The following is a 26,077-nucleotide window of genomic DNA, read 5'->3' on the forward strand; positions in this document are numbered from 1 at the left end:
CTCAGCGACACAGGACCGTGCGCAGCGCGCGGCCGATGCCGGCGTTGTCGGCGCCACGCCAGGCCACGACGCCATCGGGCCGCACCAGGACGGTCTGCCGTTCGCCGGCATGCAGCGGGGCCGTGGACTTGACCGGATAAGCCTTCAGCTCGATGCCCAGCTCATCGGCGGCCGCCCGGGCCGCCTCGGCGCCGCCCGGCACGGCCGTGAAGGCCATGAACCACGGCCCCAGCAAATGACGCGGAGCAACCCTTCCGCCATCCACGCCCTCCAGCTCGACATAGGGCACGCGCGCACCCGGGCGTCCCGAGGCCCGCGCGGGATGCTCGAAGCGCTGGTCCTCGGTGCCGGGCTCGGGCACCAGTGCTCCGTTGGGCGGGCAGATGTAGCCGAACAGCAGCGTGGCATGGTCCAGCGGCGCGCCGATGCGTTCGGCCAGCGTATCGATGCGGCGACGCTCGGCCAGGTTGGCGACCTGCCAGTTGCAGACCTCTTCCGCGTAGGGCTGGCGTTCGATCTCGTAGCTGTCCAGCAGCGACGGGCCGGCCTTGCCCTGGATGACCGCAGCCAGCTTCCAGCCCAGGTAGTAGCCGTCCTGCACGGCGGTATTGCCGCCCTGCCCGCCGGTGGGCGGCATCACGTGCGCGGCGTCGCCCGTCAGCAGCACGCGGCCGGCGCGGAAGCGGTCGGCGATGCGATGGCCGTAGTCGTAGCTGACCGTGCCGATGATCTCGAAGTCCAGGTCGGGCAGGCCGGTCATGATCTTGATGATCTCGCGCATGCCGGCCTCGTCGCGCTCGGGATCAGCGGACATGTTGGCGACCCATTCGTCCTTGTAGTCGGTGCTGACCAGCACGCCCGCGCCATCGGGTAGCGCAGGGTTCTGCAGGTAGTGGATGACCATGGCGTTGTCGCCCGCCCATTGGGTCAGGTCGGCGTTGAAGCGCACGGCGGTGACCGACTTGATCGCGCCCAGGCCGTGCGTGCCTATGCCCAGCCAGCCGGCGATGCTGCCGCGTATGCCGTCGGAGGCGATCACGTACTTGGCGCGCACCGTGCGGGCCTGCCCGGTTTCCATGTCGCACAGCGTCAGGTCCACGCCCTCGTCGTCCTGCGCCAGCGCTTCGCAGCGGGTCTTGAAGCGCACCTGCGCCCCCAGTTCCAGCGCGCGGCGCAGCAATGCCTCTTCGGCGCGGGCCTGGCTGGCCATGCCCGGACGCTCGGGCGAGAACATGGAGAAGTCGGGTCGGTGCGCGACGTGATCGTAGAGCACCTTGCCGGTCAGGCTTTCCGACACCACCGAGGTGATTGCCGGCTTGCCCGGCGGCATGGCCTTGTGGATGGCCTCGGCCAGGCCGGCGGTGCGCAGGGCCTCCATGGTGACCGGGTTGGCGCCGCGCGCTTTCGGCAGGATGGAGGTGCCTTCGCGGCGCTCGACCACCAGCGCCTTCACGCCGTTCATGCCGAGGAAGACCGCGCTGGAAAGACCGGCCAGGCCGGCGCCGACGATCACGACGTCGATATGCTCTGTGCTCACGATGTAGCTCTTATGAAAGATAGTATGTGGGGAAAACGGACAGGTCGGGGACTGACGGTCAGAGAGATGCGCCTTTCTCCCAGAACACCACGCGGCTGCGCAGCTTGACGACGATCCGGTCGCTGACGAAGCCGATCGCGCCCAGCGTGGCGACCACGGCGAAGGCCGATGCGGTATCGAAATACGATGCCGAGCGCGCGATCAGGTAGCCCAGGCCCTGCGAATCGCCGATGAACTCGGTCACGGTCATCACGATCAGCATGATGGGCACCGCCACGCGCAGGCCGGTGAACACGAAGGGCAGCGCGCTGGGCACGATCACGTCGGCCAGCAGCCGCCAGCGGCCGGCGCCGGTATTGCGGGCCAGCCACTCCATCTTCGGCGCGACGGCGCGGGCGCCGGCGTAGCAATGCACGAAGATCGGAAAGAAGCACTCCAGCGCCACCTGGGCGATACGCGAGCCCGCGCCCAGTCCCAACAGCAGGATGATGACCGGGTACAGCGCCAGCTTGGGCACCGGGTAGCCGAAGGTGACGAAGGGGCCCAGCGCGGCATCCACCACCCAGTTGCGGGCCGCCACGAAACCCAGCAGGCCCGCCACCAGGAACGAGATCGCCAGCCCGGCGAAACCGCGCGTCAGCGTGACCGCGGCGTGCTCCAGCAATTCGCCGTCTTCCAGCAGTTGCATGAAGCTCTGCCCGATGACCTCCAGGCCCGGCGTCAGGCGCGTGCCGTTCACCGTGGCGTAGAACTGCCAGGCCCCCAGCACCGCGGCCAGGCCCAGTGCCTTGAGCACCGGACTCGACAGCAGGATCGCAGCCAGGCCCCGGTCCGCGGACCTGCCTCGCACCGCTCCGGAAAGCGGACGGGCCGCGCGGATATCGGCATCAGCCATGGCCGCCCCCTCCCGCATGGCGGCCACCGCTCAGGGCACGCACCACCAGTTGCAGCACGGCGTTCGAGACCACGCCGCACAACGCGACGGCGACGATGCCCGCGTACATGGCGCCATACTCGCCATCGCGGTACGCCTCCATCAGGCCGGCGCCCAGGCCGTTGGAATGCCCGACCACCTCGGTGGCGACCATCAGGACGAAGGAAATCATCAGGCTGATGCGCACGCCCACCAGCGCACGCGGCATGGCCGCCGGCACCACCACCTGGAAGAAGGTGCGCAGCTTCGAGGCGCCGGCGTTGCGCGCCACCCAGAGCAGCCGCGCGTTGATGCCCAGCGCGCCGTTCATCGCGTTCAGGTAGGACGGATAGAAGGCGCTGATGGCGATCACGAGGATGCGCGACTTGTCGGTAAAGCCCAGCAGCACCGCGATGGCCGGAAACAGCGCGATCTTGGGAATGGGATGGGTGAACGACTGGGTCAGGTCGAACAGGTCGCGGAACACCCGCGAGACGCCGGCCAGGAGGCCGAGCATGACGCCGATGGCGCTGCCGATGAAAAAGCCGCTCAGGGCGCGGTAGAGGCTAGGCCCGGTCTGCGCGGCCAGGTCGCCGCCGCGGGCCAGTTCGACGAAGGCCCGGGCGATCTCGATGGGCCCGTAGATGTATGCGGGCAGGACGCCCGCCATCGCCAGTGCTTCCCACGCCGCCAGGACGAACATCGTGAACAGGCTCGATATCAGCCAGGTCCGTTCGCGCGAGGCGCCCGGGAAGGATTGCCTGCGCATCAGTTGCGCGGCCATGCTGCCCGACGTGCTCATCGCCCGGCCTCCGCCATCGCGGGCGTGCTCCGCGCCGACTCGCGGCGCAGCACTTCCCACAGATGCGAACGATATTCGAGAATGCGCGGATCGGCCTTGGTTTCCGACGAACGCGGCCGGGCGAGCTCGATGGCGCAGTCCTCGACCACGCGGCCGGGCGAGGCCCCCATCACGACTACTCGGTCGCCCAGGAAAATGGCCTCGTTGATGTCGTGCGTGATGAAGACCACCGTCAGGCCCGAGGCCTGCCACAGCCGGGTCAGTTCCTCCTGCATGACCTCGCGCGTCTGCGCGTCGAGCGCGCCGAAGGGCTCGTCCATCAGCAGCACGCTGGGCTCCATCGCCAGCGTCCGCGCCAGCGCCGCGCGCTGGCGCATGCCGCCGGACAGTTCGCCGGGATAGGCATTGCCGAACCGCGCCAGGCCGACCCTGGCCAACAGTTCGTCGGCCCGCGCATGCGCCTCGCGCCTGGGCGTGCCGGCCACCTGCAGCGGCCAGGCCACGTTGGCCCGCACCGTGCGCCACGGGAACAGCATGGCCTCCTGGAAGACCATGCCGCGATCACGGCCGGGACCGGTAATGGGCCGGCCCTCGATCTCGACACTGCCCTCGGTCGGGAACTCGAAGCCCCCCAGCATGTGCAGCAAGGTCGTCTTGCCGCAGCCGCTGGGGCCCAATATGGTCAGGAACTCGCCCTTGCGAACCGTCAGGTCCACCTCGCTCAGCGCATTGACGACGTGCTTGCCGCGACGAAACGTCTTCGTCACCCTTTTGACTTCTAACAAGAGAACTCCTCGAGCTAAAACACCCACACAACCTGAGTGCCCAGGGCACGGCGGATCTGGCTTTGCCAGTCCGCCCGTGCCGCCCCCTTGAGGGGGCCCGCGCAGCGGGTAGGGGGTGGGCTTATTTCCTGGTCAAGGAATAGCCCGGCATCACCAGCTTGGCGGCGGGCTGCACCATGGACGGCGGCAGGAAGCGGGAAGTCGCCATGTCCTTCATCGTGGCGTCGAACTCGGCCAGCGAAACCGCGCCGTCGGGACTGCGTCCGCCGTCGGCACCGGCCTTGGCCGAGAACGGCGTCACGTACTTGGCGGCGATCAGCTTCGGATAGGCCGCCTCGCGGTTGGCCGACCAGTTGGCCAGGGCCTGCTGGTAATCCTTGCGCCACGCGCAATAGGCCTGAGGATGGGCCTTGATGAACCTGGGCGAGAAGAAGATCAGCAGGCTGGGCTGGCTGGCTCCGCCCGTGGCCTGGAACGGCGTCATGATGGTTTCCACGCCGCCCGCGGACTTCGCCTTGAACAGGAACTGGCGGGCCAGCCAGGCCACGTCTATCTGGCCGTTGCGCAAGGCCTGCTCCTGGGCGGGCGGCGGCAGCGATACGAACGAGACGTCGTTCGGCTTCATGCCCGCGCGCCGCAGCGCGCTCTTGACCCAGTATTCACTGATGGTATTCGGCCCGTAGTAGCCGACCTTCTTGCCCTTGAAATCCTTGATGTCGCGGATGCCGCCGCTGGACAACGATGCGAACGCGCCTTCGTTGTCGGCCTCGTTGACCTGGACCAGCGAGGCGACCGCCCGCGCGTCGATGCCCACGTGCACCGCCGTCACCAGCGAGGGAAAGCTGATCGTGCCGGCGTCGATCTGCCCGGCCTGGAAGGCCGTCATGCGGTCCGTGGACGTGAACTCCGTGACCTGCATGGTGTAGAACTTGCCATTGCCGGGATAGCTGGCCTGGTCCGCCCACAGCAGCGCCAACGGCTCCTCGCCGCCGCCGGTCGTGCCGTAGCGGATGGCGACCGGCGAGGACTTGGCCCCGGACAGGTCCACCGCCGCGCAGGCATCGCCTTCGGCGGCAAGCGCGGGCAAGGCACCGGCCGACAGCGCCAGGATCAACACTCCTCGCGCGGCGGTGATCGATGAAGGAAAAGCACCAAGGGATAAAACCGGCATCGCAGGGCTCCTGGATCGAATGGAACGCAACAGGAGGCATTCTGCGATTTTTTATTTGATATAGTCAAACATAAAAGCGCTGGAGTTTTCCCTAACACCACCTCCAGCCAACCCTATGAATTTCGTTATTTCCCGTTAAATCAAGGACTTCACGAAAAACAGCAAACCCTTAAGCCTCTGCACAATTAAATGAATAAGTCATACTTCAAGGCTTGAACCGTCAGTCCACCAACTGCCGGGCCCGGGCAATGAAGCCATCCAGGCGGGCATAGACGACGGCAAGCTCGCTTTCCGGCAGGTCCCCGACCACGTGCCGATTGCGGGCCGCCGCCGCGTCCGCCAGGCGCCGGCGCATCTCCTCGCCTTCCCCGGTCAGCGTCAGCACGGTCTCGCGGCTGTCTTCCTCGCTGCGCCGGCGTTCGACGAATCCGCGCTCGACCAGCCCGGACACCGTCCGGCTCATCTGGCCGGCATCCAGCATCGCGTGGTAGGCCAGTTCGCCGATGGAGACCGGCTCGAACGCCCCCAGCAGCGTGACCGCCAGCCATTCGACCTGCGAAAGCCCGTACTCCGCCTTGGCGAACTGCACCGCGCTGCGGGTCAGCACCCGGCTGAGCGCATTGACGCGCGGCGCCAGCAGGCCGAAGCGATGGAACGAAAACTCCTTGAGATGGGACACGCCGCGGCCGCCGGCCGCCGGCTCAGCTCCGGACGTCTCGGCGCGCAGCCACAGGAATTCGCGCACCTCGTCGGGGGTCGGCCGACGCCCCGCCAGCGTGGGCAGCAGCCTTTCGTAGTAACGCAGGCGGGCCGCATGATCCCGGCGCGCCCCACCTTGAGCCGCCACCAGGCTGCGCCCGGCGAAACGCCCGAAGCGCCGCATCTCGCGCACCAGGAATTCCGCGATCCGCAGCAACTCGGGCTCATGGACCGCATCAAAACCGGCAAACCGCAGCTCCGCGGGCCGGCGCGCACCCCGCCCGCGCCGCTGCGCGCCTTCGCCGCCCAGCACCTGTGCCCGCTGGGCCTCGGAAAAATCCTCGAACGCGGACTCGAACACTTCCCACATTTCGAGCACCGACAGCACGAAGCGGGCGTCGTCCGGCGATGCCGACGAGGACGCCGGACTGTACAGCCCGCCCATCTCCAGATCAGCGGCCCAGTGATTGCCGGTCGCGAATCCCCGGCATACGGCATCCACCCGCTCCGCCGGCGCGCCCAGGTGGCGAAACAGGTCGCCCATGAAGGCCATCAGGGTCTTCTCGCCGTCGCTGAACCGGGGACCGCCGGCAGGCGCGCCCGCCAGGCCGCGCTCGATCAGCGCCCGGACCGCCTGCGCCCGCGATGCGCCCGCCATGTGCGCGTCGCGCCAGGCGTCGATGGCGGCCCCGGACGACTCGTCCAGGCGCATTTCGAATCGTTCGGTCTTGGCCATGCCGACTATCTCCGTAATTTGTACGGCATTCTACCGTATTCCTTACGGAAACCACCGGGAGAGAACATGGAGGCCGAATTAAGACTCGCGTAAGCCGGCGGCCGCAGCATGGTCCCGTCATCGAGCGTTTCCTCAATCAAGGCTTGCGACTTTTTGCCTGTGCCCGGCGCACGAGGAGGTTCACCATGAAGACGACCGCATTGCTCCAAACCCCTGCCGGCCGCAACACGCGCGGCGGATGGATGCACGGTCCCCGCCGCTGACGAGACGGGCCCGGCGTCAGGCGGCGTCGATGCGCACCTTGCCCGAGCGGACCAGGTCGGACACCGCCTTGACCTCGGCCAGCAGGCTTTTTTCAAGGTCCGCTGGCGCGCCGCCCACGGGAATGAAACCCTGCTCGATCAGCTTGCCGCGCACCTCCGCATCGGTCAGCGCCTGGTTGATCGCCCGGTTCAGGCCGCCTATCGCCGCCGCCGCGGTGCCCGCCGCGACATAGGTGCCGAAGGCGATCTCGGCCACGAAGTCCGGGATGCCCGCCTCCGCCACGGTGGGCACGTCGGGCAGGCGATCCAGCCGGTCGGCGCTGGTCACCGCCAGCGCGCGCAGGCGGCCGGACTTCACGTGCTGCTCGGCCGCCGCCACCGTCGCGAACACCAGCTGGATCTGGCCGCCCAGCAGGTCGGTCATCATCGGCCCCGTGCCGCGATACGGCACGTGCAGGATGTCGATGCCGACCTGGGAACGGAAACGCTCCGTCGCCAGGTGCTGCGGCGTGGCATTGCCCGGCGAACCGAAAGTCAGCGTGCCGGGCTTGCTCTTGGCCAGTTGCACGAACTCGCCCAGCGTCTTCGCCGGCACGCCGGGATTGACCGCGACCAGATAGGGCGAACGGGCGATCATGCACACCGGCGCCAGTTCCGCGCCGATCTGCGACAGCGGACGGCTGTAGTAGCGCACGGACGGCACCAGCCCCGAGAACAGCAGCGTGTTGCCGTCGCGATCGGACTTGGCCACGTACTCGGCGCCGACGATGCCGCTGGCCCCGGGCTTGTTCTCGACCACGACCGGCCGGCCCAGCAGTTTTTCCAGCCGGTAGCCGATCGCGCGCCCCAGCACGTCGGTGCCGCCGCCGGGCGGGAACGGCACCACCACGTGCAGCGGCGCGTTGCCGCCCGCGCCCTGCGCGTGCCCCTTCCCCAGGTAGGCCGAGGACGCCAGCGCGGCCATCGCGCCCAGCATGTGTCTGCGTTGCATGTCTTGTCTCCTTGCTTGGTATGGGTGCGGGCCGCTCAGGCGGCCCTTCGCGTACCGCCGGGCCCCAGGAAGTCCCTGAGCGCCGCCGCGGCAGCCATCACGCCCTCGACGGGCAACATGTGCTTCTGTCCCGGCACGATCCGCAGCGCGGCGTCGGGAATGGACCGCGCCAACTCCTCGGCCATGCGGGGCGTGGACCCGGTGTCCTGGTCGCCCGTCAGCACCAGGGCCGGACAGCGGATCTGCGGCGCCGCCTCGGGCAGAACGCCATCCGCGCCGGCGAAGATGCGATAGGCCGCCAGAAAATCCTGGCGCCGGTTGGCCAGCAGCCGTTGCCGGATCGCCTCGACACGGCCCGGCGCCGCCTGGATGAAGGCGGGCGAGAACCAGCGCTCGACGGATGCCTGCGCGCTCGCCACCTCGTCCCCGTCCTCGGCCTGCTCCAGCCTGGCCCGCACGGCGTGGCGCTCGGCTTCGGTACGGCGAAAGACCGTGCTCATCAGCACCAGCTTCCCCACGTCGCCAGGATGGCACGCGGCAAAACGCCCGGCCACCAGGCCGCCCATCGAATATCCCACCACGCACGGGTGGCGCAAGCCTTCCGCGCGCAGTACCTCGCCCAGTTGCGCCACGTACCGGTCCAGCCCTACCTCGCCCGCCGGCAAGGGTGTGCCGCCGTGCCCCAGCATGTCATAGCGGATCAGTTCGAACTCGCCCCCCAGCGCCTGCGCCAGTTCGTCCCACATACCCAGATCCAGGCCGACGCCGTGGATCAGGACGACGGGCTTGCCCGTGCCGCTGCGGACCACGCGGGTCGGCCAGGTCACGGGGCCTCCTTCCCGGACGGATCCAGTCCCATCTCGCGCATGTCCTGATAGCGATCGCCGATGCGGTGGTGCGGCCGGCCGCCCACGCTGGCCCCCAGCGCGACGACGACTTCATCCGCCGCCGGCGCGTCAGCGATGGTCGCCTGCACCGTCAGGTAATGAGACCGCATTCCCTCGTCGTTCTTGTGCATCATCGGCACGACGATGGGGCAGCCCATCGCGCCGCGCGAGTTGGTGAAACTCAGGTAGCTCGTGCCGCCCACCGCGTTCCGGTACGTGTTCCCGAAACGCAGCGTATGGATCAGCGCCGAGGCGTGCTCGACCTCGCCGTCGGCCCCGACCACGGCGGCCTTGCCATAGCCTTCCACGCGCTCGCCGGATCCCGTGTGCTTCAGGATTTCCCCGACCAGCAGATCGCCCAGCGGCGGCGCGATGCGCAAGATCTCCGGGCGCAGGTCCTCGGTGTATGGCTTTCCCGCCCACGGATTCTTCAGGACCGCGGCGCTCAGCACCATCAATAGGGGCCGCCCGGCCTTCCTGCCCCCTTCCACCCGCGTTTCCTCGACATACGAAACGACCTTGCGCACTTCCAGCGTCATGCGACCTCCTTCTTGTCCTGGGGACATGGTCGCCACGGCTCCAGATTTTGCCAAGGCAAATTTGTGGAAATAAAATTCGGAAAACCTGAATTTCCGGAACCCGCATGGACCCATTCAAGATCCAGCACCTGCGGCAATTCGTGGCCGCCGTCGACAGCGGCAGCTTCCTCGCGGCGGCCCAGGCCACCTTCCGTTCGCAGGCCGCCGTCTCCGCCGCCATGGACGACCTGCAACGCCAGGTGGGCGCCGCCCTGTTCGAACCCGGCAAACGGGCCCGCCCCACGCCGCTGGGCTGGAGCCTGCTGCCCCTGTTCCGCGAACTGCTGGCGATCCACGACCGCGTCCGGCTGGAAGCCAACGAACTGGCGCAGGCGCGCCACGGCTCGGTGTCGCTGGCGGTCATGCCTTCGCTGGCGGACGAATGGCTGCCCGACATCCTGGACCGCTACACCCGCCGGTTTCCCCAGGTCCGCCTGCGGGCCATCGACATGCCTTCGCAGGCCGTGCGCCAGCTGGTGCTGAGCGGCGAAGTCGACATCGGCATCGCCGGCCTCCTGGCCGACGAACCCCGGCTGGACTTCCTGCCCATCGCGCGCGACGAATTCGGCATCATCTGCCCGCCCTCGCATCGCCTGGCCGGACGGCGCAAGCCCGTGGACTGGAACGAACTCCAGGGCGAACGCCTGATCGCCAACGCCACCTTCGAAGCCCTGCGCCACCCCGACATCCCGCCATGGGTGGCCACGCCCGGCATGACCGTCACCAACCGGACCTCGCTCATCGCCAGCGTGCGTTCGGGCCTGGGCATCACCATCCTTCCCACCCTGGCCCGCCCGGCACGCCGCCACAAACTGGCCTTCGTCCGCCTGCACCGCCCCGTCATCGCCCGCACCGTCGGCCTGGTCACGCGCCCCGGCCAAAGCCTCTCCCCCGCCGCCCGCCACATGCACGACCTGCTGGTCGACCTGATGCGCGAGCTCGCCGCCGACAAAGGCGGCGAACTCCTCTCCTGACCGGCAAACTGAACGCCCCAAAAAGAAAAAGCCCCCACGAACATCCGTGGAGGCTCCAGACCCAGGGCACAGTGGATCCGGCTCCGCCGGTCCACCAGTGCCGCCCCCTGGGGGGCGCGCGCAAGCGCGTAGGGGGGGTTCTAGTTCTTGCTCTGATCGACCAGCTTGTTCTTGCGGATCCAGGGCATCATGTCGCGCAGCTTGCCGCCAACCACCTCGATATCGTGCTCGGCGTTCAAACGACGGCGCGACTTCAACGTCGGGGCGCCGGCCATGTTCTCCAGCAGGAAGCTCTTGGCATATTCGCCGGTCTGGATGTCCTTCAGGACGGCGCGCATGGCGTTCTTGGTGTCTTCGTTCACGATGCGCGGGCCGGTGACGTACTCGCCGTATTCCGCGTTGTTCGAGATCGAGTAGTTCATGTTCGCGATGCCGCCTTCGTAGATCAGGTCGACGATCAGCTTGAGCTCGTGCAGGCACTCGAAGTAGGCCATCTCGGGCGCGTAGCCGGCTTCCACCAGCGTCTCGAAGCCAGCCTTGATCAGCTCGACGGTACCGCCGCACAGCACGGCTTGTTCGCCGAACAGGTCGGTTTCGGTTTCTTCGCGGAAGTTGGTCTCGATGATGCCGGCACGGCCGCCGCCGTTGGCCATGGCGTACGACAGGGCGATGTCGCGGGCGGCGCCGGACTTGTCCTGATGCACGGCCACCAGGTGGGGCACGCCGCCGCCCTGGGTGTACGTGCCGCGCACGGTATGGCCGGGGGCCTTGGGAGCGACCATGATGACGTCGATGTCTTCACGGGGCACGACGGCGCCGTAGTGGACGTTGAAGCCGTGGGCGAAGGCCAGCACGGCACCCTTCTTCATGTTGGGGCCGACGTTCTCGGCGTAGACCTTGGCGATGTTCTCGTCGGGCAGCAGGATCATGACGACGTCGGCATCCTTCACCGCCTCGTTCACTTCCTTGACCGTCAGGCCGGCGTTGGCGGCCTTGTCCCACGAAGCGCCACCCTTGCGCAGGCCGACCACGACCTTGACGCCGGAGTCGTTCAGGTTCTGGGCATGGGCATGGCCTTGCGAACCGTAGCCGATGATGGCGACGGTCTTGCCCTTGATCAGCGACAGATCACAATCTTTATCGTAGAAAACCTTCATGGATGCTCTCCAAGATTCAATTCAGAATCAGTTCAAATTCAATCAAAACACTTACCACCCCCACCTCAGCCCCGCGGGTGAACCCGCAAGACCAAGGGCACCGCGGATCCGGCTCTGCCGGTCCGCCAGTGCCGCCCCCTGGGGGGCGCGCGTCAGCGCGTAGGGGGGGACAACAAATCAGGGGGGTTAAATCTTCAATACCCGTTCGCCACGACCCACGCCGCAGCTGCCGGTGCGCACCGTTTCAAGAATGCTGGCACGATCGAGCGCCTCGATGAAGGCGTCCAGCTTGCCCTTGTCGCCGGTCAGTTCGACGGTATAGCTCTTGTCGGTCACGTCGACGATATGGCCGCGGAAAATATCGACCATCCGCTTCATTTCCTCGCGCTCCTTGCCCACCGCGCGAACCTTGATCAGCATCAGTTCGCGCTCGATGTGCGGCGCCTCGGTCAGGTCCACCACCTTGACCACCTCGACCAGGCGGTTCAGGTGCTTGGTGATCTGCTCGATGACGTCGTCGGAGCCCGAGGTGACGATGGTCATGCGCGAAAGCGTGGCATCCTCGGTCGGGGCGACGGTCAGCGTCTCGATGTTGTAGCCGCGGGCCGAGAAAAGTCCAACCACCCGGGAAAGTGCGCCGGCTTCGTTCTCCAGGAGCACGGATATGGCATGTCTCATGTGCGCTCCTTAAAGATCTTCGGAACCGAGCAGCATCTCGGTCAGGCCCTTGCCGGCCTTCACCATGGGCCACACGTTTTCCGTGCGGTCCGTGATGATATCCAGGAACACCAGGCGTTTCTTGTGCGTGGTGAAGGCTTCGCGCAGCGCGCCCTCGACGTCGCGCGGGCTTTCGATGCGCATGCCGACGTGGCCGTAGGCCTCGACCAGCTTGACGAAGTCAGGCAGCGAATCCATGTACGACTCGGCATAGCGCGAACCGTAGTCGATCTGCTGCCACTGGCGCACCATGCCCAGGTACCGGTTGTTCAGGCACAGGATCTTGGGGCTGAGATGGTACTGCTGGCAGGTCGACAGCTCCTGGATGTTCATCTGGATCGAGCCTTCGCCGGTGATGACGGCGATGTCGGCATCCGGATGCAGCATCTGCACGCCCATGGCGTACGGCAGGCCGACGCCCATGGTGCCCAGGCCACCGGAATTGACCCAGCGGCGCGGCTTGTTGAAGCGGTAGTACTGCGCGGCCCACATCTGGTGCTGGCCCACGTCCGAGGTCACGAAGGCTTCGCCGCGGGTGATCTCGCACAGCTTCTCGATCACGAACTGCGGCTTGATGACTTCGTCGGAGGACTTGTACTTCAGGCACTCGCGCTCGCGCCAGGCACCGATCTGCTTCCACCATCCGGCGATCTGCTCGGGATTGCGCTTGGTTTCCTTGAGCGAGGCCTCGACCTGCGCCAGGAAGTCCAGCAGCACGTCCTTGACGTCGCCCACGATGGGCACGTCGACCTTCACGCGCTTGGAGATCGACGACGGGTCGATGTCGATGTGGACGATCTTGCGGGCGTTCTGCGCGAAATGCTTGGGATTGCCGATGACGCGGTCGTCGAAGCGGGCGCCGATGGCCACCAGCACGTCGCAGTGCTGCATCGCCATGTTGGCTTCGTAGGTGCCGTGCATGCCTGGCATGCCCACGAAGCGGCGGTCATCCGCGGGGAACGCGCCCAGGCCCATCAGCGTGTTGGTGCAGGGCATGTCCAGCATCTGCACGAGCTTGGTCAGCTCGGGCGCGGCGTCGGACAGGATCACGCCGCCGCCGGTGTAGATCATGGGGCGCTCGGCCTGCAGCAGCAGCTGGACCGCCTTCTTGATCTGGCCCTGGTGTCCCTTCACGACGGGCGAGTAGGAACGCATCTTGATCTCGCCCGTGGGCGGGGTGTATTTCCCGCGAGCGATCGTGATGTCCTTGGGAATGTCGACCAGCACGGGACCGGGACGGCCGGTGCGGGCGATGTAGAAGGCCTTGCGGATGACGTCCGCGAGGTCCTTGACGTCCTTGACCAGGAAGTTGTGCTTGACGCACGGCCGGGTGATGCCGACCGTGTCAGCTTCCTGGAATGCATCCTGGCCGATGGCCGAGGTGGGCACCTGGCCGGTCAGCACCACCATGGGAATCGAATCCATGTAGGCGGTGGCGATGCCGGTGACCGCGTTGGTCACGCCGGGACCGCTGGTGACCAGCGCCACGCCGACGCGGTTCGATACGCGCGAATACGCGTCCGCGGCGTGCACGGCTGCCTGCTCGTGACGCACCAGGATGTGCTTGAATCTGTCTTGCTTGAAGATCTCGTCGTAGATGTACAAGACCGAGCCGCCCGGATAGCCGAACACATGTTCGACACCTTCGTCGGCCAGGGCGCGCACGACGATCTCTGCGCCTGTGAGTTCCATTGGATTTTCGTCCATTCAAGTTCGCGCTGACGCCCCGGGCGGTACTGCCATCGGCAGGGAAACCAAACCTGCGCGGGCACCGGCAACATGCGGCGACGCTTCACGGTTCACGGAACCGTTCCACTCGCCCACCCTGCCGACCTCGCGCACGTTCACCGGAACGAGCACTGAAGGTTGAAACGGAAGGCCGGGACCGGACTGCCTTCGCCCCTGGGGCTAAGGCCGCCACAACGCTTTTGGCGCGGGCCAGGCTTGGTTGACTGCACTGCATGGCGCGCAGGGGTGCCTGGCGCCAGATGAAGCTCTCTGCCGTTGGCTTTTGTAACGCTTTCGGCGAGCCCGCTAGGCTATCAGGAATGTTGCGGTGCGGTCAAGGCTCGCCGCAGCGACTGGGACTTTCCCCCGGGTCGCGGGCGCGGCCGGGCGAAGCCGCCCGCGCTCGGGTTATCGTAGCGCCCCATGAACGACACCCCATCCGCCTCCCCCGCCCCCCAGGCCGCGCCGGGCCGCTGGCGCCGGTTCGCCTGCATGATGTACGAAGCCATCCTGCTGTTCGGGGTGGTGTTCGTGGCCGACTACCTGTTCGACACCCTGACCCAGAGCCGGCACGCGCTCATGCTGCGGCACGAACGCCAGGCGTGGCTGTTCTGCGTCATCGGCGTCTATTTCGTGCTGTGCTGGCGGCTGGGCGGTCAGACCCTGCCGATGAAGACCTGGCACATCCGGCTGGTCGACGCCAACGGCGGCCGCCCCCCAGTCTGGAAGGCCGTGCTGCGCTACGTCCTGGCCTGGCCCTTCACCCTGACCGGCCTGGGTTTCGTCTGGACCTTCTTCGACCGCGACCGCCAGTTCCCGCACGACCGCCTAGTCGGCACCCGTCTCGTCTCCACCCGTTGACCCATCCCTCATCAGGCGCCGCAAATCCGGCGCCTGATGTTGCATTTTTCCCGAAATCCCCTGCCGGCCAGTCGATGTTCAGCTTTCTGTAAGCCGACGACGCCTATCTTCCCTGGTCATCGAAGAATGCGAATCATTCTTCGTTAGAGTTTCATCTCATTTCATCGAGGGTGGGGGCCAGGCACCCCGCCCCGCATTCATGACGGGCCTCGCGCCCAGCTTTGGGGGATTTCACGGTGATACCTACGAACCAGTTCAGGTTCAATACCTTGGCGGCCGCCATCAGCGCGCTCACGTTCGTGCCGGCCGTCCAGGCCCAGGCGCAGAACGCCACCTCGGCCGACGCGCCCCGCACCAGCGGCCAGCTCGCGCCCATCACGGTGCGCGGCGAAGCCGAATCGGCGTACAAGGCCGACCAGTCGGCCTCGCAGAAATTCACCGCGCCGCTGCTGGACACGCCCAAGAGCGTCACCGTCATCCCCCAGGAAATCATCGAGAACACGGCGTCCACCACCCTGACCGAAGCGCTGCGCCTGACACCCGGCATCTCGTTCGGGGCCGGCGAAGGCGGCAACCCGCTGGGCGACCGGCCGTTCATCCGTGGCTACGACGCGCAATCGAGCACGTACGTCGATGGCATGCGCGATATCGGCGCCGTGACGCGTGAAGTCTTCAACCTCGAACAGATCGAGGTCATCAAGGGTCCGGACGGGGCCTACGGCGGCCGCGGCGGCGCGGGCGGCAGCATCAACCTGATCACCAAGACGCCCAAGGCCGAGAAGTTCACCAATGCCACGCTGGGCCTGGGCACGGACAACTACAAGCGCGCCACGGTCGACGGCAACTGGTTACTGGGCGACAACATGGCCTTCCGCCTGAACGCGATGGCGCACGATGCCGACGTGGCGGGCCGCAACGGCGTGGACGTGTCCCGCTGGGGTATCGCCCCCTCGTTCACCTGGGGCCTGAATACGCCCACCCGCGTCACCCTCAGCTATTCGCACATCCAGACCGACGATACGCCGGACTCCGGCATCCCGTTCATGTACGGCAACAAGGTTCCGGCCGGCGTCACCGCGATCCGCCCCGTCACCGTCAACATGGACAACTTCTACGGCCTGAAAAGCGACTTCTACAAGACCCGCTCGGACGTCGCCACCGCCCGCGTCGAACACGACATCAGCAGCAATCTCACGGTGCGCAACACGCTGCGCTACACGTCCGTGGACCAGCGCTATGTGTGGACCAATCCCGATGACAGCCAGGGCAACGTGAACGACGGCCGCGTCTGGCGCAACGCGAAGTCCCGCACCGGCGGCGTGCACACCATCGCCAACCAGACCGAACTGTTCGGCAAGGCCAACCTGGGCGGCTACGAGCACAGCTTCAACACCGGCATCGAGATCTCCCGCGAGAAATCGGATACCGGCTCGTACACCGTGGCACGCACGCTGCCGAGCCCCAACAACACCGGAGCCGCGACTTGCGCGGCGGGTGTCGGCGCGCCGTCCGGCTACAACTGCACGGACCTCTACAATCCCAATCCCAACGATCCGTGGAACGGCTCGACGGTCGAAGGCGAGCGCAACAACCACTTCAAGGCCACCACCTTCTCGGTCTACGGCTTCGACACCATCAAGCTGAGCGAGAAGTGGCTGACCAACCTCGGCGCGCGCGTGGACAACTACAAAACCGGCCTGGTCAGCCCGACCGCCGACGTGGGCCGCAGCGACACGCTGTTCAACTACCAGCTCGGCCTGATCTACAAGCCGGCCAAGAACGGCAGCGTCTACGTGTCGTACGGCACGTCGTCGACGCCGGCGAACTCCACCCTGGGCCAGGGCTCGGAATCCCAGGGCATCGTCCCGGGGCGTGGCGGCGTGGGCGTCAACGCCAAGGACATGGCTCCGGAAAAGAACCGTTCGCTGGAAGTCGGCACCAAGTGGAACGTGCTGGACAACCGCCTTGCGCTGTCCGGGGCGATCTTCCGCATCGACACCACGAACGCCCGCGTAACCCAGCCCGACGGCACCTACGCCATGGCCGGCAACCGCCGCATCAACGGCTTCGAAGTCGGCGCCTCGGGCAGCATCACCAAGGCCTGGCAAGTGTTCGGCGGCTACACGTTCCTGGACAGCGAAGTCCGCGACCTGGGCCGTGACACCGCGGCCGCCAGCGGCCAGGCGTTCCCCAACACCCCCAAGCACACGGCCACGCTGTGGACCACGTATGCCATCAACAGCGACTTCTCGATCGGCGGCGGCGTGTTCATCTCCAGCAAGCAATACGGCTCGAACGCGGCGGTGCGCCGTTACATCCCCGGCTACACCCGCTTCGACGCGATGGCGGCCTATCGGATCAACCGCAACGTCAGCCTGCAGCTGAATCTGATGAACCTGACCGACAAGCGCTACTTCACCACGACCTACTCGACGCACTACGCATCGGTCGGCGCGGGCCGCGCCGCGATCCTGAACCTCAACTTAAAATATTGACCCCCCCTACGCGCTTACGCGCGCCCCCCAGGGGGCGATGCGGGTGGACCGGCAAAGCCGGATCCACCGCATCCCTGGGAACTACCGGGCTGGCGGGGGGCGGCTATTCTGCGTGTCCTGGTTTGTCTGTGGGAGGTGCCTTGCGTAAGCAAGGCGCCTCTTTTCTTTTCCGCCCTACCCCGCTCCATGTGAGCCACGCTTCGCGACGTTGCAGGCCGTGTCCGGGGGCGCGGGGCCGCATGGGGCGCATTGGAGCCGCCGGCGTTCAGGTGCTTGGCGGGGAAGCAAGGGCGCAGCTGTTTGAGGGCGGCAGTAGGCACAGTCCGGGGGACTGTGCCCGCCCGAGTTCTGCGCCCGCCCCGCCAAGTGCCTGAACGCCGGGAAGTCCCGGCCAAAGGCCGGGACCGGCTCCGTTGCGCCCCATGCGGCCCCGCGCCCCCGGACACGGCCGTGTTTGGAACCCAAGTTCTTTGATGCACAATCCCATGAGTCCCATCAACACCCCCAAAACCATGGAGCCCATCTCTCCACAGCAACTGAACGCCGCCACCGCCGACGACCTGGCCGAGATCCTGCGCGGCCCGCGCGAGCGCGCCGCGGCGTGGGTACGGGCCGCGGCCGAGGGGGGCGTGGCCGAGGCCCAGGCGGTGTTCGGACAGATGCTGCTGGACGGCCAGGGCCTGCCCGTCGATCGGGAACAGGCCGTGTACTGGTTCAAGCGCGCCGCCGACGCCGACCATCCCATGGCCATGAACATGCTCGGCCAATGCCACCACCACGGCTGGGGCGTGCCGGTGAACCTCGTGCTGGCGACCTACTGGTACCGGCTGGCCGCGCAGCAGGGACTGGACTGGGGCATGTACAACTACGCCACCGCCCTGGCGCTGGGCGAAGGCGTTTCCACCGACCGGCCCCAGGCGCTGGCATGGTTCGAAAAGGCGGCGGCGCTGGGCCATGCGAAATCGATCAACATCATCGGCGGCTTCCACGAAGACGGCTGGGAAGTCCCGGTCGACAAACAGCAGGCCCTCGAACACTACCGCCGCGCGGCCGAGGGAGGCGACTTCCGCGGACAGTTCAACTACGCGCGCCTCTTGATCGAGCGCGGCGACATCGACGCCGCGCTGCCCTGGCTCGACCGCCTGCCCGCAACCGCCACCCCGGCCTTTCTCGCCAAGGCCCGCGCCTTCCTGGAACAGGTCGCCGACGCACGCGTGCGCGCCAAGGCCGCCGAACTGGCCGTACGCCCGGCCACGCGAGGTCCCGCCGCATGATGGCTTGGGCCATGCGCGGGTTCACGCTCGGCGTGGCGCTCCTGGTGGCGCTGACCTCGTGGGCCCTGTCGGCCTGGCTGCCCTGGCCCGCCGCCCTGCTGGCCGCGCTCGTGCTGGCCGTCGTCATCCACGCGGCGGTCGTCGCCCTGGGCTTCGCGCTGGCCAGGCTGCTGACCGACCGCGGCGGCCCCGCCGGCCCGCCCGGCTGGCTGGCCGCCATGCCCAAGGAAATCTACCTTTCCCTGCGCAACATGTACCTGGACATCCCGTGGCGGCACCGCTGGCCCATCCGCATGCCCGCCCATGCGCGCGGCGCCGTGCTGCTGGTGCACGGCTACGGCTGCAACCGCGGCGTCTGGCGCGACTTCGATACCTGGCTGGCTGCGCGCGGCTGGATCGTCGCCGCGCTGGACCTGGAACCGCCCCGGGCCGGCATAGACGGATTCGGCAAGCAGGTGGCCGCCGAGGCCGCCGCCCTGGTGCTGCGCACGGGCCACGAGCGAGTGACCGTGATCGCGCACAGCATGGGCGGCCTCGCGACGCGGGCCGCGCTGCGCGTCGTACCCGACGCGCCCATCGGCCACGTCATCACCCTGGGCACGCCGCACCGGGGTACCTGGCACGCACGCTTCGGGCGCGGGGAATGCGCGGCCCAGATGCTGCCCGACAGTCCCTGGCTGTGCGACTTGCAGACCGCCGAGACCCCGGCGGTGGCCAGCCGGTGCATCTGCATCGCCTCGCACCACGACAACATCGTCTGCCCCGTGGATCGCGCCTTGCTGCCGGGCGCCGCGGCCAGCCTCGTGGTGGCCCGTGTGGGACACATGGCCCTGGCCCACGATGCCGGCGTGCGGGCTTTCATCGAACAACGCCTGTCGGCCCTGCACGCCCTGGAAACGGCGGAAAGCGACGCGGCCTGACAACGGTCCGGCACCGTCACAAACACGTCATCGCGGCATGTTTCCATTCATTCCATGGAAACATCCTCCCGGCCAGCGTGACGACATCGCTCCCTACCCAATGGCGCACCATCTGGATCTCGGATCTGCATCTGGGAACCGCCGGCTGCAACGCCAGCCACCTGCTGGATTTCCTCAAGCACAACGAGGCCGAGACCCTTTATCTGGTCGGCGACATCATCGACGGCTGGCAGCTCCGCAAGAGCTGGACCTGGCCCCAGGCCCACAACGACGTGGTGCAGAAGGTATTGCGCAAGGCGCGCAAGGGGACGCGCGTCGTCTTCATTCCCGGCAACCACGATGAATTCGCCCGGCAGTTCATCGGCTATGCCTTCGGCGACATCCAGGTCCAGGAAGACGCCGTCCACGTCACGGCCGACGGCAAGCGCCTGTGGGTCACCCACGGCGACCAGTTCGACGGCGTGATCCAGCACAGCAAGTGGCTGGCCCACCTGGGCGACACGCTATACACCTTCGCGCTGTGGCTGAACCTGCACTTCAACCGCGTGCGCCGCCGCCTGGGACTGCACTACTGGTCGCTGTCCCAGTACCTGAAGCACAAGGTGAAGAACGCCGTGTCCTTCATCACCAACTTCGAGGACGTGCTGGTCAACGAGGCCAGGCGCCAGGGCTACGACGGCGTCGTGTGCGGCCACATCCACAAGCCGGAGATCCGGCATGTGGATGGGGTGCTGTACTGCAATGACGGGGATTGGGTGGAAAGCCTGTCGGCCCTGGTCGAGGACGAGCACGGCCAGCTGCAGCTGGTGTACTGGACCCATCTGACCGACGCGGGCGAGCCGGCGGCGGTCAAGTCCAGGCGGCGCCGGCCGCTGGAACTGCCCGCCCTGCCCTCGGCCTTGGCGCCCCGCCCCGCGCCCCAGCCGGCCCGCGAAAGCTCGCAGACCGAAACGGCCGACGTCTGACCCGCCCGAAGGCGGCGATCAGCGCCTGCGTCCCAGCACGATCACCGCGGCGCCGACCACGATGGCGGCCACGCCGGCCCAGGTGGGAATGGGAACCGTCTTCCGGGTATCGGCGGTGGCCTCGACCGGACCGACCTTGAGCAGCGTTTCTTCCGACGTGTACGAAAAGCCCTTGTAGCCCAGCGCGACCACGCCCAGCACGATCAGCAGCAGGCCGACGATGACGGATGCCTTCATATCTCCCCCTTTTTGGTGATGTGACGGCATCAAGATAACCGATGCCCGGCCGCCACGGTGGAGCAGCTAGCAATTCCTTACCTCTGGCACTGCCCTTGCCGATATGGCGGCTATTCGCCCCGGATCGGTGCAAAACTTTTATAATTAGTAATCGTTTTCATTTTCTTCTACCGAACGAGCACATGGCCATCCGCCTCTCCGAGCTACCTTACGGCCATGACGCCGCCGTCAACGCCGTCGAAGACGCCGCCCCGGCGGACCCCATTGCCGTGCGCCTGCGCGATCTCGGATTCGTGGCGGGCGAGCGCGTGCGCATCGTGGCGCGCGGCCCGATCGGAGCCGACCCCCTGCTGATACAGATCGGTTTCACCCGTTTCGCCCTGCGCCGCTCCGAAGCCGCGCGGGTCCTGGTCGAACCGCTCGCTTCCTGAATCCCGATGTCCACCACTACCTTGTCCAATCTGCGCGTTGCCCTGGTCGGCAACCCGAACTGCGGAAAGACCGCCCTGTTCAACCTGCTGACGGGCAGCCGCCAGAAGGTGGCCAACTATGCCGGCGTCACCGTCGAGCGCAAGGAGGGCCGGCTGGTCACGCCCTCGGGCCTGCAGGTCAGCGTGCTGGACCTTCCCGGCGCCTACAGCCTGCACGCCACCAGCCCGGACGAAGCCATCACCCGCGACGTCTGCATGGGCAACTTCGCCGGCGAGCGTCGGCCGGACCTGCTGGTGGCCGTGGTGGACGCGACCAACCTGCGCCTGCACCTGCACTTCGTGCTGGAACTGCAGCGGCTGGGGCTGCCCATGGTCCTGGCGCTCAACATGGTGGACGCCGCGGCCAAGCGCGGCATCCAGATCGATCGCGACAAGCTGCAGCAGGCGCTGGGCATTCCCATCGTGGAAACCGTCGCGATCAAGCGCGACGGCGCGGCGCAGTTGCTGGCGCGCATCGATGGCGACATCTCCGCCGTGCCAGCGGCGCAGCCGGCCGACGCCGACCTGCACCAGGTGGTCAACGGGCTGCTGCGCGAGGCCGTGTCGATGCCGCGGCGCACCGCCGCCATCGACGACGCCATCGACCGCTGGGTCCTGCATCCCGTGCTGGGGCTCGTCACGCTGGCCGTCGTCATGTTCCTGATGTTCCAGGCGGTGTTCTCGTGGGCCGAACCGCTCATGGACCTGATCGAGACCTCGGTCTCGTCCCTGGGTGCCTGGGTGGGCGGAACGCTGCCCGAGGGCATGCTCAACAGCCTGCTGGTCGACGGCATCATCGCGGGTGCCGGCAGCGTACTGGTGTTCCTGCCGCAGATCCTGTTCCTGTTCTTCTTCATCCTGCTGCTGGAAGAGTCGGGCTACCTGCCGCGCGCCGCCTTCCTGCTGGACCGCATGATGGTGGGCGCCGGCCTGACCGGGCGTTCGTTCATCCCGCTGCTGTCGAGCTTCGCCTGCGCGATCCCCGGCATCATGGCCACGCGCACCATCCAGGACCCGCGCGACCGGCTGGCCACGATCCTGGTCGCGCCGCTGATGACCTGCTCGGCGCGCCTGCCGGTCTACACGCTGCTGATCGGCGCCTTCATTCCCAGCCGCACGGTGCTGGGCATCTTCAACCTGCAGGGCGTCACGCTGTTCGCGCTGTACGTGGCCGGCATCGTCAGCGCGCTGGCGGTGTCCTGGGTCATGAAGCTGCTGCGCCGGGACACGACCGAACATTCGCTGCTGCTGGAACTGCCCTCCTACCGCATCCCCAACCTGCGCGACGTGGCCACCGGCCTGGTCGAGCGGGCCCGCATCTTCCTGGCGCGCGTGGGTGGCATCATCATGGCGCTGACCGTGCTGATCTGGTTCCTGTCCAGCTTCCCCGGCCCGCCCGAGGGGGCCACCGGCCCGGCCATCGAGTACAGCTTCGCCGGCCGCATCGGGGAAGCCCTGCAGACCGTGTTCGCGCCCATCGGCTTCAACTGGCAGATTTCGATCGCGCTGATTCCCGGCCTGGCCGCGCGCGAAGTCGCAGTGGGTGCGCTGGCCACGGTGTACGCGCTGTCGGCCGCCGACGACGACGCGGCCTCGACCATGCTGACGCCGCTGATCGCCGCCCAATGGCCGCTGGCGACCGCGTTCTCGCTGCTGGCCTGGTTCATCTTCGCGCCGCAGTGCCTGTCGACGCTGGCCGTGATCCGGCGCGAAACGAATTCCTGGAAGGTGGTCGCGCTAACCGCCGGCTACCTGTTCGGGCTGGCTTACATCGCATCCTTCATCACCTATCAGGTGACGAGGATGCTGACCTGACACCTGGGAGGCTTCCATGAGCGCCTATTCCCTGTTCGAGCTCTCGGTGGTGGCCCTGATCGTGGCCGCCTGCGCCATCCGGGCCTTCGGCCGCTTCGCGCCCAAGACGCGCATGCGCATGCAATCGTGGCTGGCGCTCCGCCTGGACCGCCCGGGCCAGGCCGCCTGGCTGCGAAAACTGGGCAGGAAACTGGGCGCCGCCGCGCCCGACGCGGGATGCGGCAGCGGCTGCGGGACATGCGGAACCTGCGGCCCTGGCGAAACCAAGACCGTCCAGGTCCACGCAAGAAAGTAGAAAGGAAACCGGGCTGGCTGTCAGCCCCGCGCTGCCCCGGGCGTCAGGTCGAACAGGCTCGTGGCGGTCAATTCCAGGACCTCCTTCCCATCCTGGTTCAACAGATGCCAGCGCCAGCGCAGCACGCCCAGCTCGGGCCGGCTGCGCGAGGTCCGCACTTCCAGCACCTCGGCACGCAAACGCAATTCGTCTCCCGACATGACCGGATGGGGCCAGCGCACCTGTTCGACGCCTGGCGACGCGAACGACTCGGAGTCGTGCAGCACCGCCCTGACGGCCAGGTCCATCGCAATGCCGCAGGTCTGCCATCCGCTGGCGATCAGCGCGCCGAACCGCCCCTTGCCCGCGGCCTTGCCGTCCACGTGGAACCACTGCGGATCGTAGCTGCGGGCGAAGGCCAGCATCTCCGCCTCCTCGATCCGCCGGGGGCCGGCTTCGATGATCATGCCCGGGTGGAAATCGGCAAACTTCATTGCGTCGTTCTCCTTGTTGTTGACGCCCTGCTCCAGCCGCCGCTCATCCGCCGAAACGCGGCGGACGCTTCTCGCTCAGGGCCGCCAGCCCTTCGCGCGCATCGGCTCCGGCGAATCCCATGATCTCCATCGCCAGGGAATGCTCGAAGGCCGGCCAGGCGGCGAGTTCGGCCACGCCATCGTCGCCAAGGTCGATGCGGAAATCCTGGGTATCCACGGCCAGGGAACGAGACATCGGGAAACTCTGCTGGGTGGGTGTCATCGGATCCAGGCCGCGGGCCGCTTGGCCAGGAAGGCCGCGAAACCCTCGCGCGCCTCGTCGGTACCGCGCACGCGGCTGATCGTGCGGGCGGTCAGCTCGCGCACCTCGGGGGTGACGGGGCCGACTTCCAGTTGTCCGAACAAGCCCTTGATCTCGGCCAGCGCCCGCGGGCCGTTGGCCAGCAGTTCAGCCACGATCGCCTCGACCGCGGCATCCAGGTCGGGGATGTCGACCACCTGCTGCACCATGCCCATGTCCAGCGCCGCCTGCGCGTCGATGCGCGAGGCGGTCAGCGCCAGGCGCTGCGCATGGCGCTTGCCCACGGCATTGACCAGATAGGGACTGATGACGGCGGGCAGGATGCCGAAACGGGCCTCGCTGGCGGCGAAACGGGCATCGCTGCTGGCCACCGCCATGTCGCACGCGCAGGCCAGCCCCACGCCGCCGCCCAGCGCCACGCCGTGGACGCGGGCGATCGTCGGCTTGGGACAGGACGCGATGGCGTCCAGCATGGCGGCGAAGCGCCGGGCGTCCTCCAGATTCCATTCCACGCTGGCCTGGCTGGCGCGCTGCATCCACTGCAGGTCCGCCCCTGCGCTGAAGGCCTTGCCTTCCCCGGAAAGCACGATCACCCGCACGGCCTCGTCCCGGCCCAACTCGGCGAAGACCGTGGCCAGTTCTTCGATCATCCGTTCGTCGAAGGCGTTGAAGACCTCGGGCCGCGCCATGCGCACGTCGACCACGCCCGATTCGTTCCTGGTTATCCGAAGAGTGTCCATGGGCTTTAGTAGGTCTCGAGGTGCAGGCGGCCTTCGCGCTTGAGCGCAGCGGAAATGGCCTCCCAGTTCAGCCCGGCCTGCAAGGCCACGTCGCGCAGGGCGATGACGACGCCCTCTTCCATGCTCTTGAGCCCGCAGACATAGAAATGCGTATTGGCATCCTGCAGCAGTCCGGCCAGGTCCGCGGCGCGCTCGCGCATCAGGTCCTGGACGTAGCGCTTGGGCGTGCCCGGCGCGCGCGAGAACGCCAGGTTGATGTCGATGAAATCCTTGGGCAGGCTCATCAGGGGACCGAAGTAAGGCAGCTCTTCCTTGGTCCGGGCGCCGAAGAACAACATCAGCTTGCCGCCCTCGAACCTTCCCTTCCCGCGCAGCCGCCGCCGCCATTCGGTCATGGCCCGCATGGGCGCGCTGCCCGTCCCGGTACAGATCATCACGATGTGCGAGCGCGGATGATTGGGCATCAGGAACGAGGCGCCGAAGGGGCCGATGACCTGGACCTTGTCCCCCACCTTCAGGTCGCATACATAGTTCGAACAGAGGCCTTGCACCGGGTTGCCCTGGTGGTCGGCCGTCACGCGCTTGACCGTCAGTGAAATGTTGTTGTAGCCGGGCCGCTCGCCATTGCGGGGACTGGCGATGGAGTACTGGCGCGCATGATGCGCCTTGCCCTGGGCGTCGGCCCCGGGCGGCACGATGCCGATGGACTGGCCCTCCAGCACCGGGAATGGCAGCGAGCCGAAATCCAGCACGATGTGATGGGTCTCGTTCTGCGTGCCCGGCTCGTTGACGCGCACGTTGCCGACCACGGTAGCCGTGATCGGACTGCGCGGGCCATACAGGTTGGTGTAGGCATGGGCGGCTGACCACGGAGGCGTGGTGGCGCCATGGGCACCCGAATTGAACGCCGCCTCGCCGGCGGCGGAGGCGGCCGGCTGCGGCGCCGCTTCCTGGACCGCCTCTTCCTCGACCGCTTCCGCGCCCGCCGCCGCCAATTGGTCGGGAGTCAGTTCGCCGGGAAGTTCATCCCAGGTGAACTGATCCTCGATGCTATAGGCGGCGGATTTCGGAACGGCACGCCAGTTGTCGATCGCCCCCGTGGGGCACGGCGGCACACAGGCCATGCAACTGTTGCACACATCGGCCCGCACGACGTAGTTGTTGTCGTCGTGGGTGATGGCGTCGACGGGACACGTCGCTTCGCAGGTGTTGCAGCGTATGCAGATTTCCGGGTCGATCAGGTGCTGCTTGATGACGACCGTCTGGACTGGCGTATCCATGATGAGGGCTTGC

The 26,077-nt window shown here is 67.3% G+C and carries 25 protein-coding genes and 1 pseudogene; 9 read left to right on the forward strand and 17 right to left on the reverse strand.

Going from position 1 to position 26,077, the window contains the following annotated elements; genetic code table 11:
• Position 1: 1 nt before the first annotated feature.
• The 9 genes from EGT29_RS17160 to EGT29_RS17200 form a co-directional block, all read right to left on the reverse strand.
• Entirely contained in the window at positions 2-1,537 is a 1,536-nt protein-coding gene (locus tag EGT29_RS17160) for an FAD-dependent monooxygenase (protein WP_161567853.1), read from the reverse strand.
• A 58-nt stretch (positions 1,538-1,595) separates the two neighbouring features.
• On the reverse strand, positions 1,596-2,432 hold the full coding sequence (locus tag EGT29_RS17165; protein WP_161567854.1) for an ABC transporter permease: 837 nt from the start codon (positions 2,430-2,432) through the stop codon (positions 1,596-1,598).
• The gene (locus EGT29_RS17170; protein WP_124690118.1) at positions 2,425-3,252 is read right to left on the reverse strand and encodes an ABC transporter permease; all 828 of its coding nucleotides are present in this window, start codon (positions 3,250-3,252) and stop codon (positions 2,425-2,427) included. Before EGT29_RS17170 ends, EGT29_RS17165 begins: the two co-directional genes overlap by 8 nt.
• A complete protein-coding gene (locus EGT29_RS17175) occupies positions 3,249-4,019 on the reverse strand; it encodes an ABC transporter ATP-binding protein (protein ID WP_238160061.1) in 771 nt (256 codons plus the stop codon). Before EGT29_RS17175 ends, EGT29_RS17170 begins: the two co-directional genes overlap by 4 nt.
• Positions 4,020-4,158: 139 nt before the next feature.
• Positions 4,159-5,208 carry an ABC transporter substrate-binding protein gene (locus EGT29_RS17180; RefSeq protein ID WP_124690120.1) on the reverse strand — a complete coding sequence of 350 codons (1,050 nt, stop codon included), beginning with the start codon at positions 5,206-5,208 and terminating at the stop codon, positions 4,159-4,161.
• Positions 5,209-5,428: 220 nt separating this feature from the next.
• Entirely contained in the window at positions 5,429-6,643 is a 1,215-nt protein-coding gene (locus EGT29_RS17185) for a MarR family transcriptional regulator (protein WP_124690121.1), read from the reverse strand.
• Between the two features lie 279 nt (positions 6,644-6,922).
• The gene (locus EGT29_RS17190; RefSeq protein WP_124690122.1) at positions 6,923-7,897 is read right to left on the reverse strand and encodes a tripartite tricarboxylate transporter substrate binding protein; all 975 of its coding nucleotides are present in this window, start codon (positions 7,895-7,897) and stop codon (positions 6,923-6,925) included.
• A 35-nt stretch (positions 7,898-7,932) separates the two neighbouring features.
• Positions 7,933-8,724 carry an alpha/beta fold hydrolase gene (locus tag EGT29_RS17195; RefSeq protein ID WP_124690123.1) on the reverse strand — a complete coding sequence of 264 codons (792 nt, stop codon included), beginning with the start codon at positions 8,722-8,724 and terminating at the stop codon, positions 7,933-7,935.
• Positions 8,721-9,323 (reverse strand): amino acid synthesis family protein, encoded by a 603-nt coding sequence (locus EGT29_RS17200; RefSeq protein WP_124690124.1) that lies wholly within the window; start codon positions 9,321-9,323, stop codon positions 8,721-8,723. Before EGT29_RS17200 ends, EGT29_RS17195 begins: the two co-directional genes overlap by 4 nt.
• Positions 9,324-9,427: 104 nt before the next feature.
• Between EGT29_RS17200 and EGT29_RS17205 the strand changes: the two genes are divergently transcribed.
• Positions 9,428-10,336: a LysR family transcriptional regulator gene (locus EGT29_RS17205; RefSeq protein ID WP_124690125.1), complete on the forward strand. Its 909-nt coding sequence runs from the start codon at positions 9,428-9,430 to the stop codon at positions 10,334-10,336.
• 140 nt (positions 10,337-10,476) lie between these two features.
• On the opposite strand, the gene ilvC is transcribed toward EGT29_RS17205, so the two are convergent.
• The 3 genes from ilvC to EGT29_RS17220 form a co-directional block, all read right to left on the reverse strand.
• Positions 10,477-11,493, reverse strand: a complete 1,017-nt coding sequence (ilvC, locus tag EGT29_RS17210) for a ketol-acid reductoisomerase (RefSeq protein ID WP_124690126.1) — start codon at positions 11,491-11,493, stop codon at positions 10,477-10,479.
• Positions 11,494-11,679: 186 nt separating this feature from the next.
• Positions 11,680-12,171, reverse strand: coding sequence for an acetolactate synthase small subunit (ilvN, locus tag EGT29_RS17215; protein WP_087841377.1), 492 nt, complete (start codon positions 12,169-12,171; stop codon positions 11,680-11,682).
• 9 nt (positions 12,172-12,180) lie between these two features.
• Complete coding sequence (locus EGT29_RS17220) at positions 12,181-13,902, reverse strand: acetolactate synthase 3 catalytic subunit (protein ID WP_124690127.1); 1,722 nt, start codon at positions 13,900-13,902, stop codon at positions 12,181-12,183.
• A gap of 459 nt (positions 13,903-14,361) precedes the next feature.
• Here EGT29_RS17220 and EGT29_RS17225 point away from each other — a divergent pair, with 459 nt between their 5' ends.
• The 5 genes from EGT29_RS17225 to EGT29_RS17245 all read left to right on the forward strand — a co-directional run bounded on the left by EGT29_RS17225 (position 14,362) and on the right by EGT29_RS17245 (position 20,453).
• Entirely contained in the window at positions 14,362-14,799 is a 438-nt protein-coding gene (locus EGT29_RS17225; protein ID WP_124690128.1) for an RDD family protein, read from the forward strand.
• A gap of 236 nt (positions 14,800-15,035) precedes the next feature.
• Positions 15,036-17,294: a TonB-dependent siderophore receptor gene (locus EGT29_RS17230; RefSeq protein WP_238160064.1), complete on the forward strand. Its 2,259-nt coding sequence runs from the start codon at positions 15,036-15,038 to the stop codon at positions 17,292-17,294.
• A gap of 512 nt (positions 17,295-17,806) precedes the next feature.
• Positions 17,807-18,568 (forward strand): tetratricopeptide repeat protein, encoded by a 762-nt coding sequence (locus EGT29_RS17235; protein WP_124692411.1) that lies wholly within the window; start codon positions 17,807-17,809, stop codon positions 18,566-18,568.
• A complete protein-coding gene (locus EGT29_RS28750; protein ID WP_124690129.1) occupies positions 18,565-19,488 on the forward strand; it encodes an alpha/beta fold hydrolase in 924 nt (307 codons plus the stop codon). Before EGT29_RS17235 ends, EGT29_RS28750 begins: the two co-directional genes overlap by 4 nt.
• Before the next feature lie 77 nt (positions 19,489-19,565).
• A complete protein-coding gene (locus tag EGT29_RS17245) occupies positions 19,566-20,453 on the forward strand; it encodes a UDP-2,3-diacylglucosamine diphosphatase (RefSeq protein ID WP_238160065.1) in 888 nt (295 codons plus the stop codon).
• A gap of 18 nt (positions 20,454-20,471) precedes the next feature.
• Here EGT29_RS17245 and EGT29_RS17250 read toward each other — a convergent pair whose 3' ends face one another.
• The gene (locus EGT29_RS17250) at positions 20,472-20,690 is read right to left on the reverse strand and encodes a hypothetical protein (RefSeq protein WP_124690131.1); all 219 of its coding nucleotides are present in this window, start codon (positions 20,688-20,690) and stop codon (positions 20,472-20,474) included.
• Between the two features lie 188 nt (positions 20,691-20,878).
• Between EGT29_RS17250 and EGT29_RS17255 the strand changes: the two genes are divergently transcribed.
• From EGT29_RS17255 to EGT29_RS17265, 3 genes are read left to right on the forward strand one after another with little or no spacing between them, the layout of a single operon-like run.
• Positions 20,879-21,121: a FeoA family protein gene (locus EGT29_RS17255; RefSeq protein WP_087841524.1), complete on the forward strand. Its 243-nt coding sequence runs from the start codon at positions 20,879-20,881 to the stop codon at positions 21,119-21,121.
• 6 nt (positions 21,122-21,127) lie between these two features.
• Positions 21,128-22,975: a ferrous iron transport protein B gene (feoB, locus tag EGT29_RS17260; protein WP_124690132.1), complete on the forward strand. Its 1,848-nt coding sequence runs from the start codon at positions 21,128-21,130 to the stop codon at positions 22,973-22,975.
• A gap of 16 nt (positions 22,976-22,991) precedes the next feature.
• Entirely contained in the window at positions 22,992-23,270 is a 279-nt protein-coding gene (locus EGT29_RS17265; protein WP_124690133.1) for a DUF6587 family protein, read from the forward strand.
• Positions 23,271-23,290: 20 nt separating this feature from the next.
• Here the strand turns inward: EGT29_RS17265 and EGT29_RS17270 are convergent, their stop codons facing one another.
• The 4 genes and pseudogenes from EGT29_RS17270 to boxA form a co-directional block, all read right to left on the reverse strand.
• Complete coding sequence (locus tag EGT29_RS17270) at positions 23,291-23,743, reverse strand: MaoC family dehydratase (RefSeq protein WP_124690134.1); 453 nt, start codon at positions 23,741-23,743, stop codon at positions 23,291-23,293.
• A gap of 43 nt (positions 23,744-23,786) precedes the next feature.
• Positions 23,787-23,906 (reverse strand): annotated as a pseudogene (locus tag EGT29_RS17275) (enoyl-CoA hydratase); the annotation flags it as partial.
• A gap of 95 nt (positions 23,907-24,001) precedes the next feature.
• Positions 24,002-24,784, reverse strand: coding sequence for an enoyl-CoA hydratase-related protein (locus tag EGT29_RS17280; protein ID WP_124690135.1), 783 nt, complete (start codon positions 24,782-24,784; stop codon positions 24,002-24,004).
• Between the two features lie 5 nt (positions 24,785-24,789).
• On the reverse strand, positions 24,790-26,064 hold the full coding sequence (boxA, locus tag EGT29_RS17285; RefSeq protein WP_124690136.1) for a benzoyl-CoA 2,3-epoxidase subunit BoxA: 1,275 nt from the start codon (positions 26,062-26,064) through the stop codon (positions 24,790-24,792).
• Positions 26,065-26,077: the final 13 nt, after the last annotated feature.

It is taken from the genome of Pigmentiphaga sp. H8 (assembly GCF_003854895.1).
Lineage (GTDB): Bacteria > Pseudomonadota > Gammaproteobacteria > Burkholderiales > Burkholderiaceae_B > Pigmentiphaga.

What these genes read in the sequence shown, in the direction of transcription:
- EGT29_RS17165 (WP_161567854.1), bottom strand. Translation starts at nt 2,432, where the DNA reads ATGGCTGATGCCGATATCCGCGCGGCCCGTCCGCTTTCCGGAGCGGTG.
- EGT29_RS17170 (WP_124690118.1), bottom strand. Translation starts at nt 3,252, where the DNA reads ATGAGCACGTCGGGCAGCATGGCCGCGCAACTGATGCGCAGGCAATCC.
- EGT29_RS17180 (WP_124690120.1), bottom strand. Translation starts at nt 5,208, where the DNA reads ATGCCGGTTTTATCCCTTGGTGCTTTTCCTTCATCGATCACCGCCGCG.
- EGT29_RS17185 (WP_124690121.1), bottom strand. Translation starts at nt 6,643, where the DNA reads ATGGCCAAGACCGAACGATTCGAAATGCGCCTGGACGAGTCGTCCGGG.
- EGT29_RS17190 (WP_124690122.1), bottom strand. Translation starts at nt 7,897, where the DNA reads ATGCAACGCAGACACATGCTGGGCGCGATGGCCGCGCTGGCGTCCTCG.
- EGT29_RS17200 (WP_124690124.1), bottom strand. Translation starts at nt 9,323, where the DNA reads ATGACGCTGGAAGTGCGCAAGGTCGTTTCGTATGTCGAGGAAACGCGG.
- EGT29_RS17205 (WP_124690125.1), top strand. Translation starts at nt 9,428, where the DNA reads ATGGACCCATTCAAGATCCAGCACCTGCGGCAATTCGTGGCCGCCGTC.
- ilvC (WP_124690126.1), bottom strand. Translation starts at nt 11,493, where the DNA reads ATGAAGGTTTTCTACGATAAAGATTGTGATCTGTCGCTGATCAAGGGC.
- ilvN (WP_087841377.1), bottom strand. Translation starts at nt 12,171, where the DNA reads ATGAGACATGCCATATCCGTGCTCCTGGAGAACGAAGCCGGCGCACTT.
- EGT29_RS17220 (WP_124690127.1), bottom strand. Translation starts at nt 13,902, where the DNA reads ATGGAACTCACAGGCGCAGAGATCGTCGTGCGCGCCCTGGCCGACGAA.
- EGT29_RS17225 (WP_124690128.1), top strand. Translation starts at nt 14,362, where the DNA reads ATGAACGACACCCCATCCGCCTCCCCCGCCCCCCAGGCCGCGCCGGGC.
- EGT29_RS17235 (WP_124692411.1), top strand. Translation starts at nt 17,807, where the DNA reads ATGGAGCCCATCTCTCCACAGCAACTGAACGCCGCCACCGCCGACGAC.
- EGT29_RS28750 (WP_124690129.1), top strand. Translation starts at nt 18,565, where the DNA reads ATGATGGCTTGGGCCATGCGCGGGTTCACGCTCGGCGTGGCGCTCCTG.
- EGT29_RS17250 (WP_124690131.1), bottom strand. Translation starts at nt 20,690, where the DNA reads ATGAAGGCATCCGTCATCGTCGGCCTGCTGCTGATCGTGCTGGGCGTG.
- feoB (WP_124690132.1), top strand. Translation starts at nt 21,128, where the DNA reads ATGTCCACCACTACCTTGTCCAATCTGCGCGTTGCCCTGGTCGGCAAC.
- EGT29_RS17265 (WP_124690133.1), top strand. Translation starts at nt 22,992, where the DNA reads ATGAGCGCCTATTCCCTGTTCGAGCTCTCGGTGGTGGCCCTGATCGTG.
- EGT29_RS17270 (WP_124690134.1), bottom strand. Translation starts at nt 23,743, where the DNA reads ATGAAGTTTGCCGATTTCCACCCGGGCATGATCATCGAAGCCGGCCCC.
- EGT29_RS17280 (WP_124690135.1), bottom strand. Translation starts at nt 24,784, where the DNA reads ATGGACACTCTTCGGATAACCAGGAACGAATCGGGCGTGGTCGACGTG.
- boxA (WP_124690136.1), bottom strand. Translation starts at nt 26,064, where the DNA reads ATGGATACGCCAGTCCAGACGGTCGTCATCAAGCAGCACCTGATCGAC.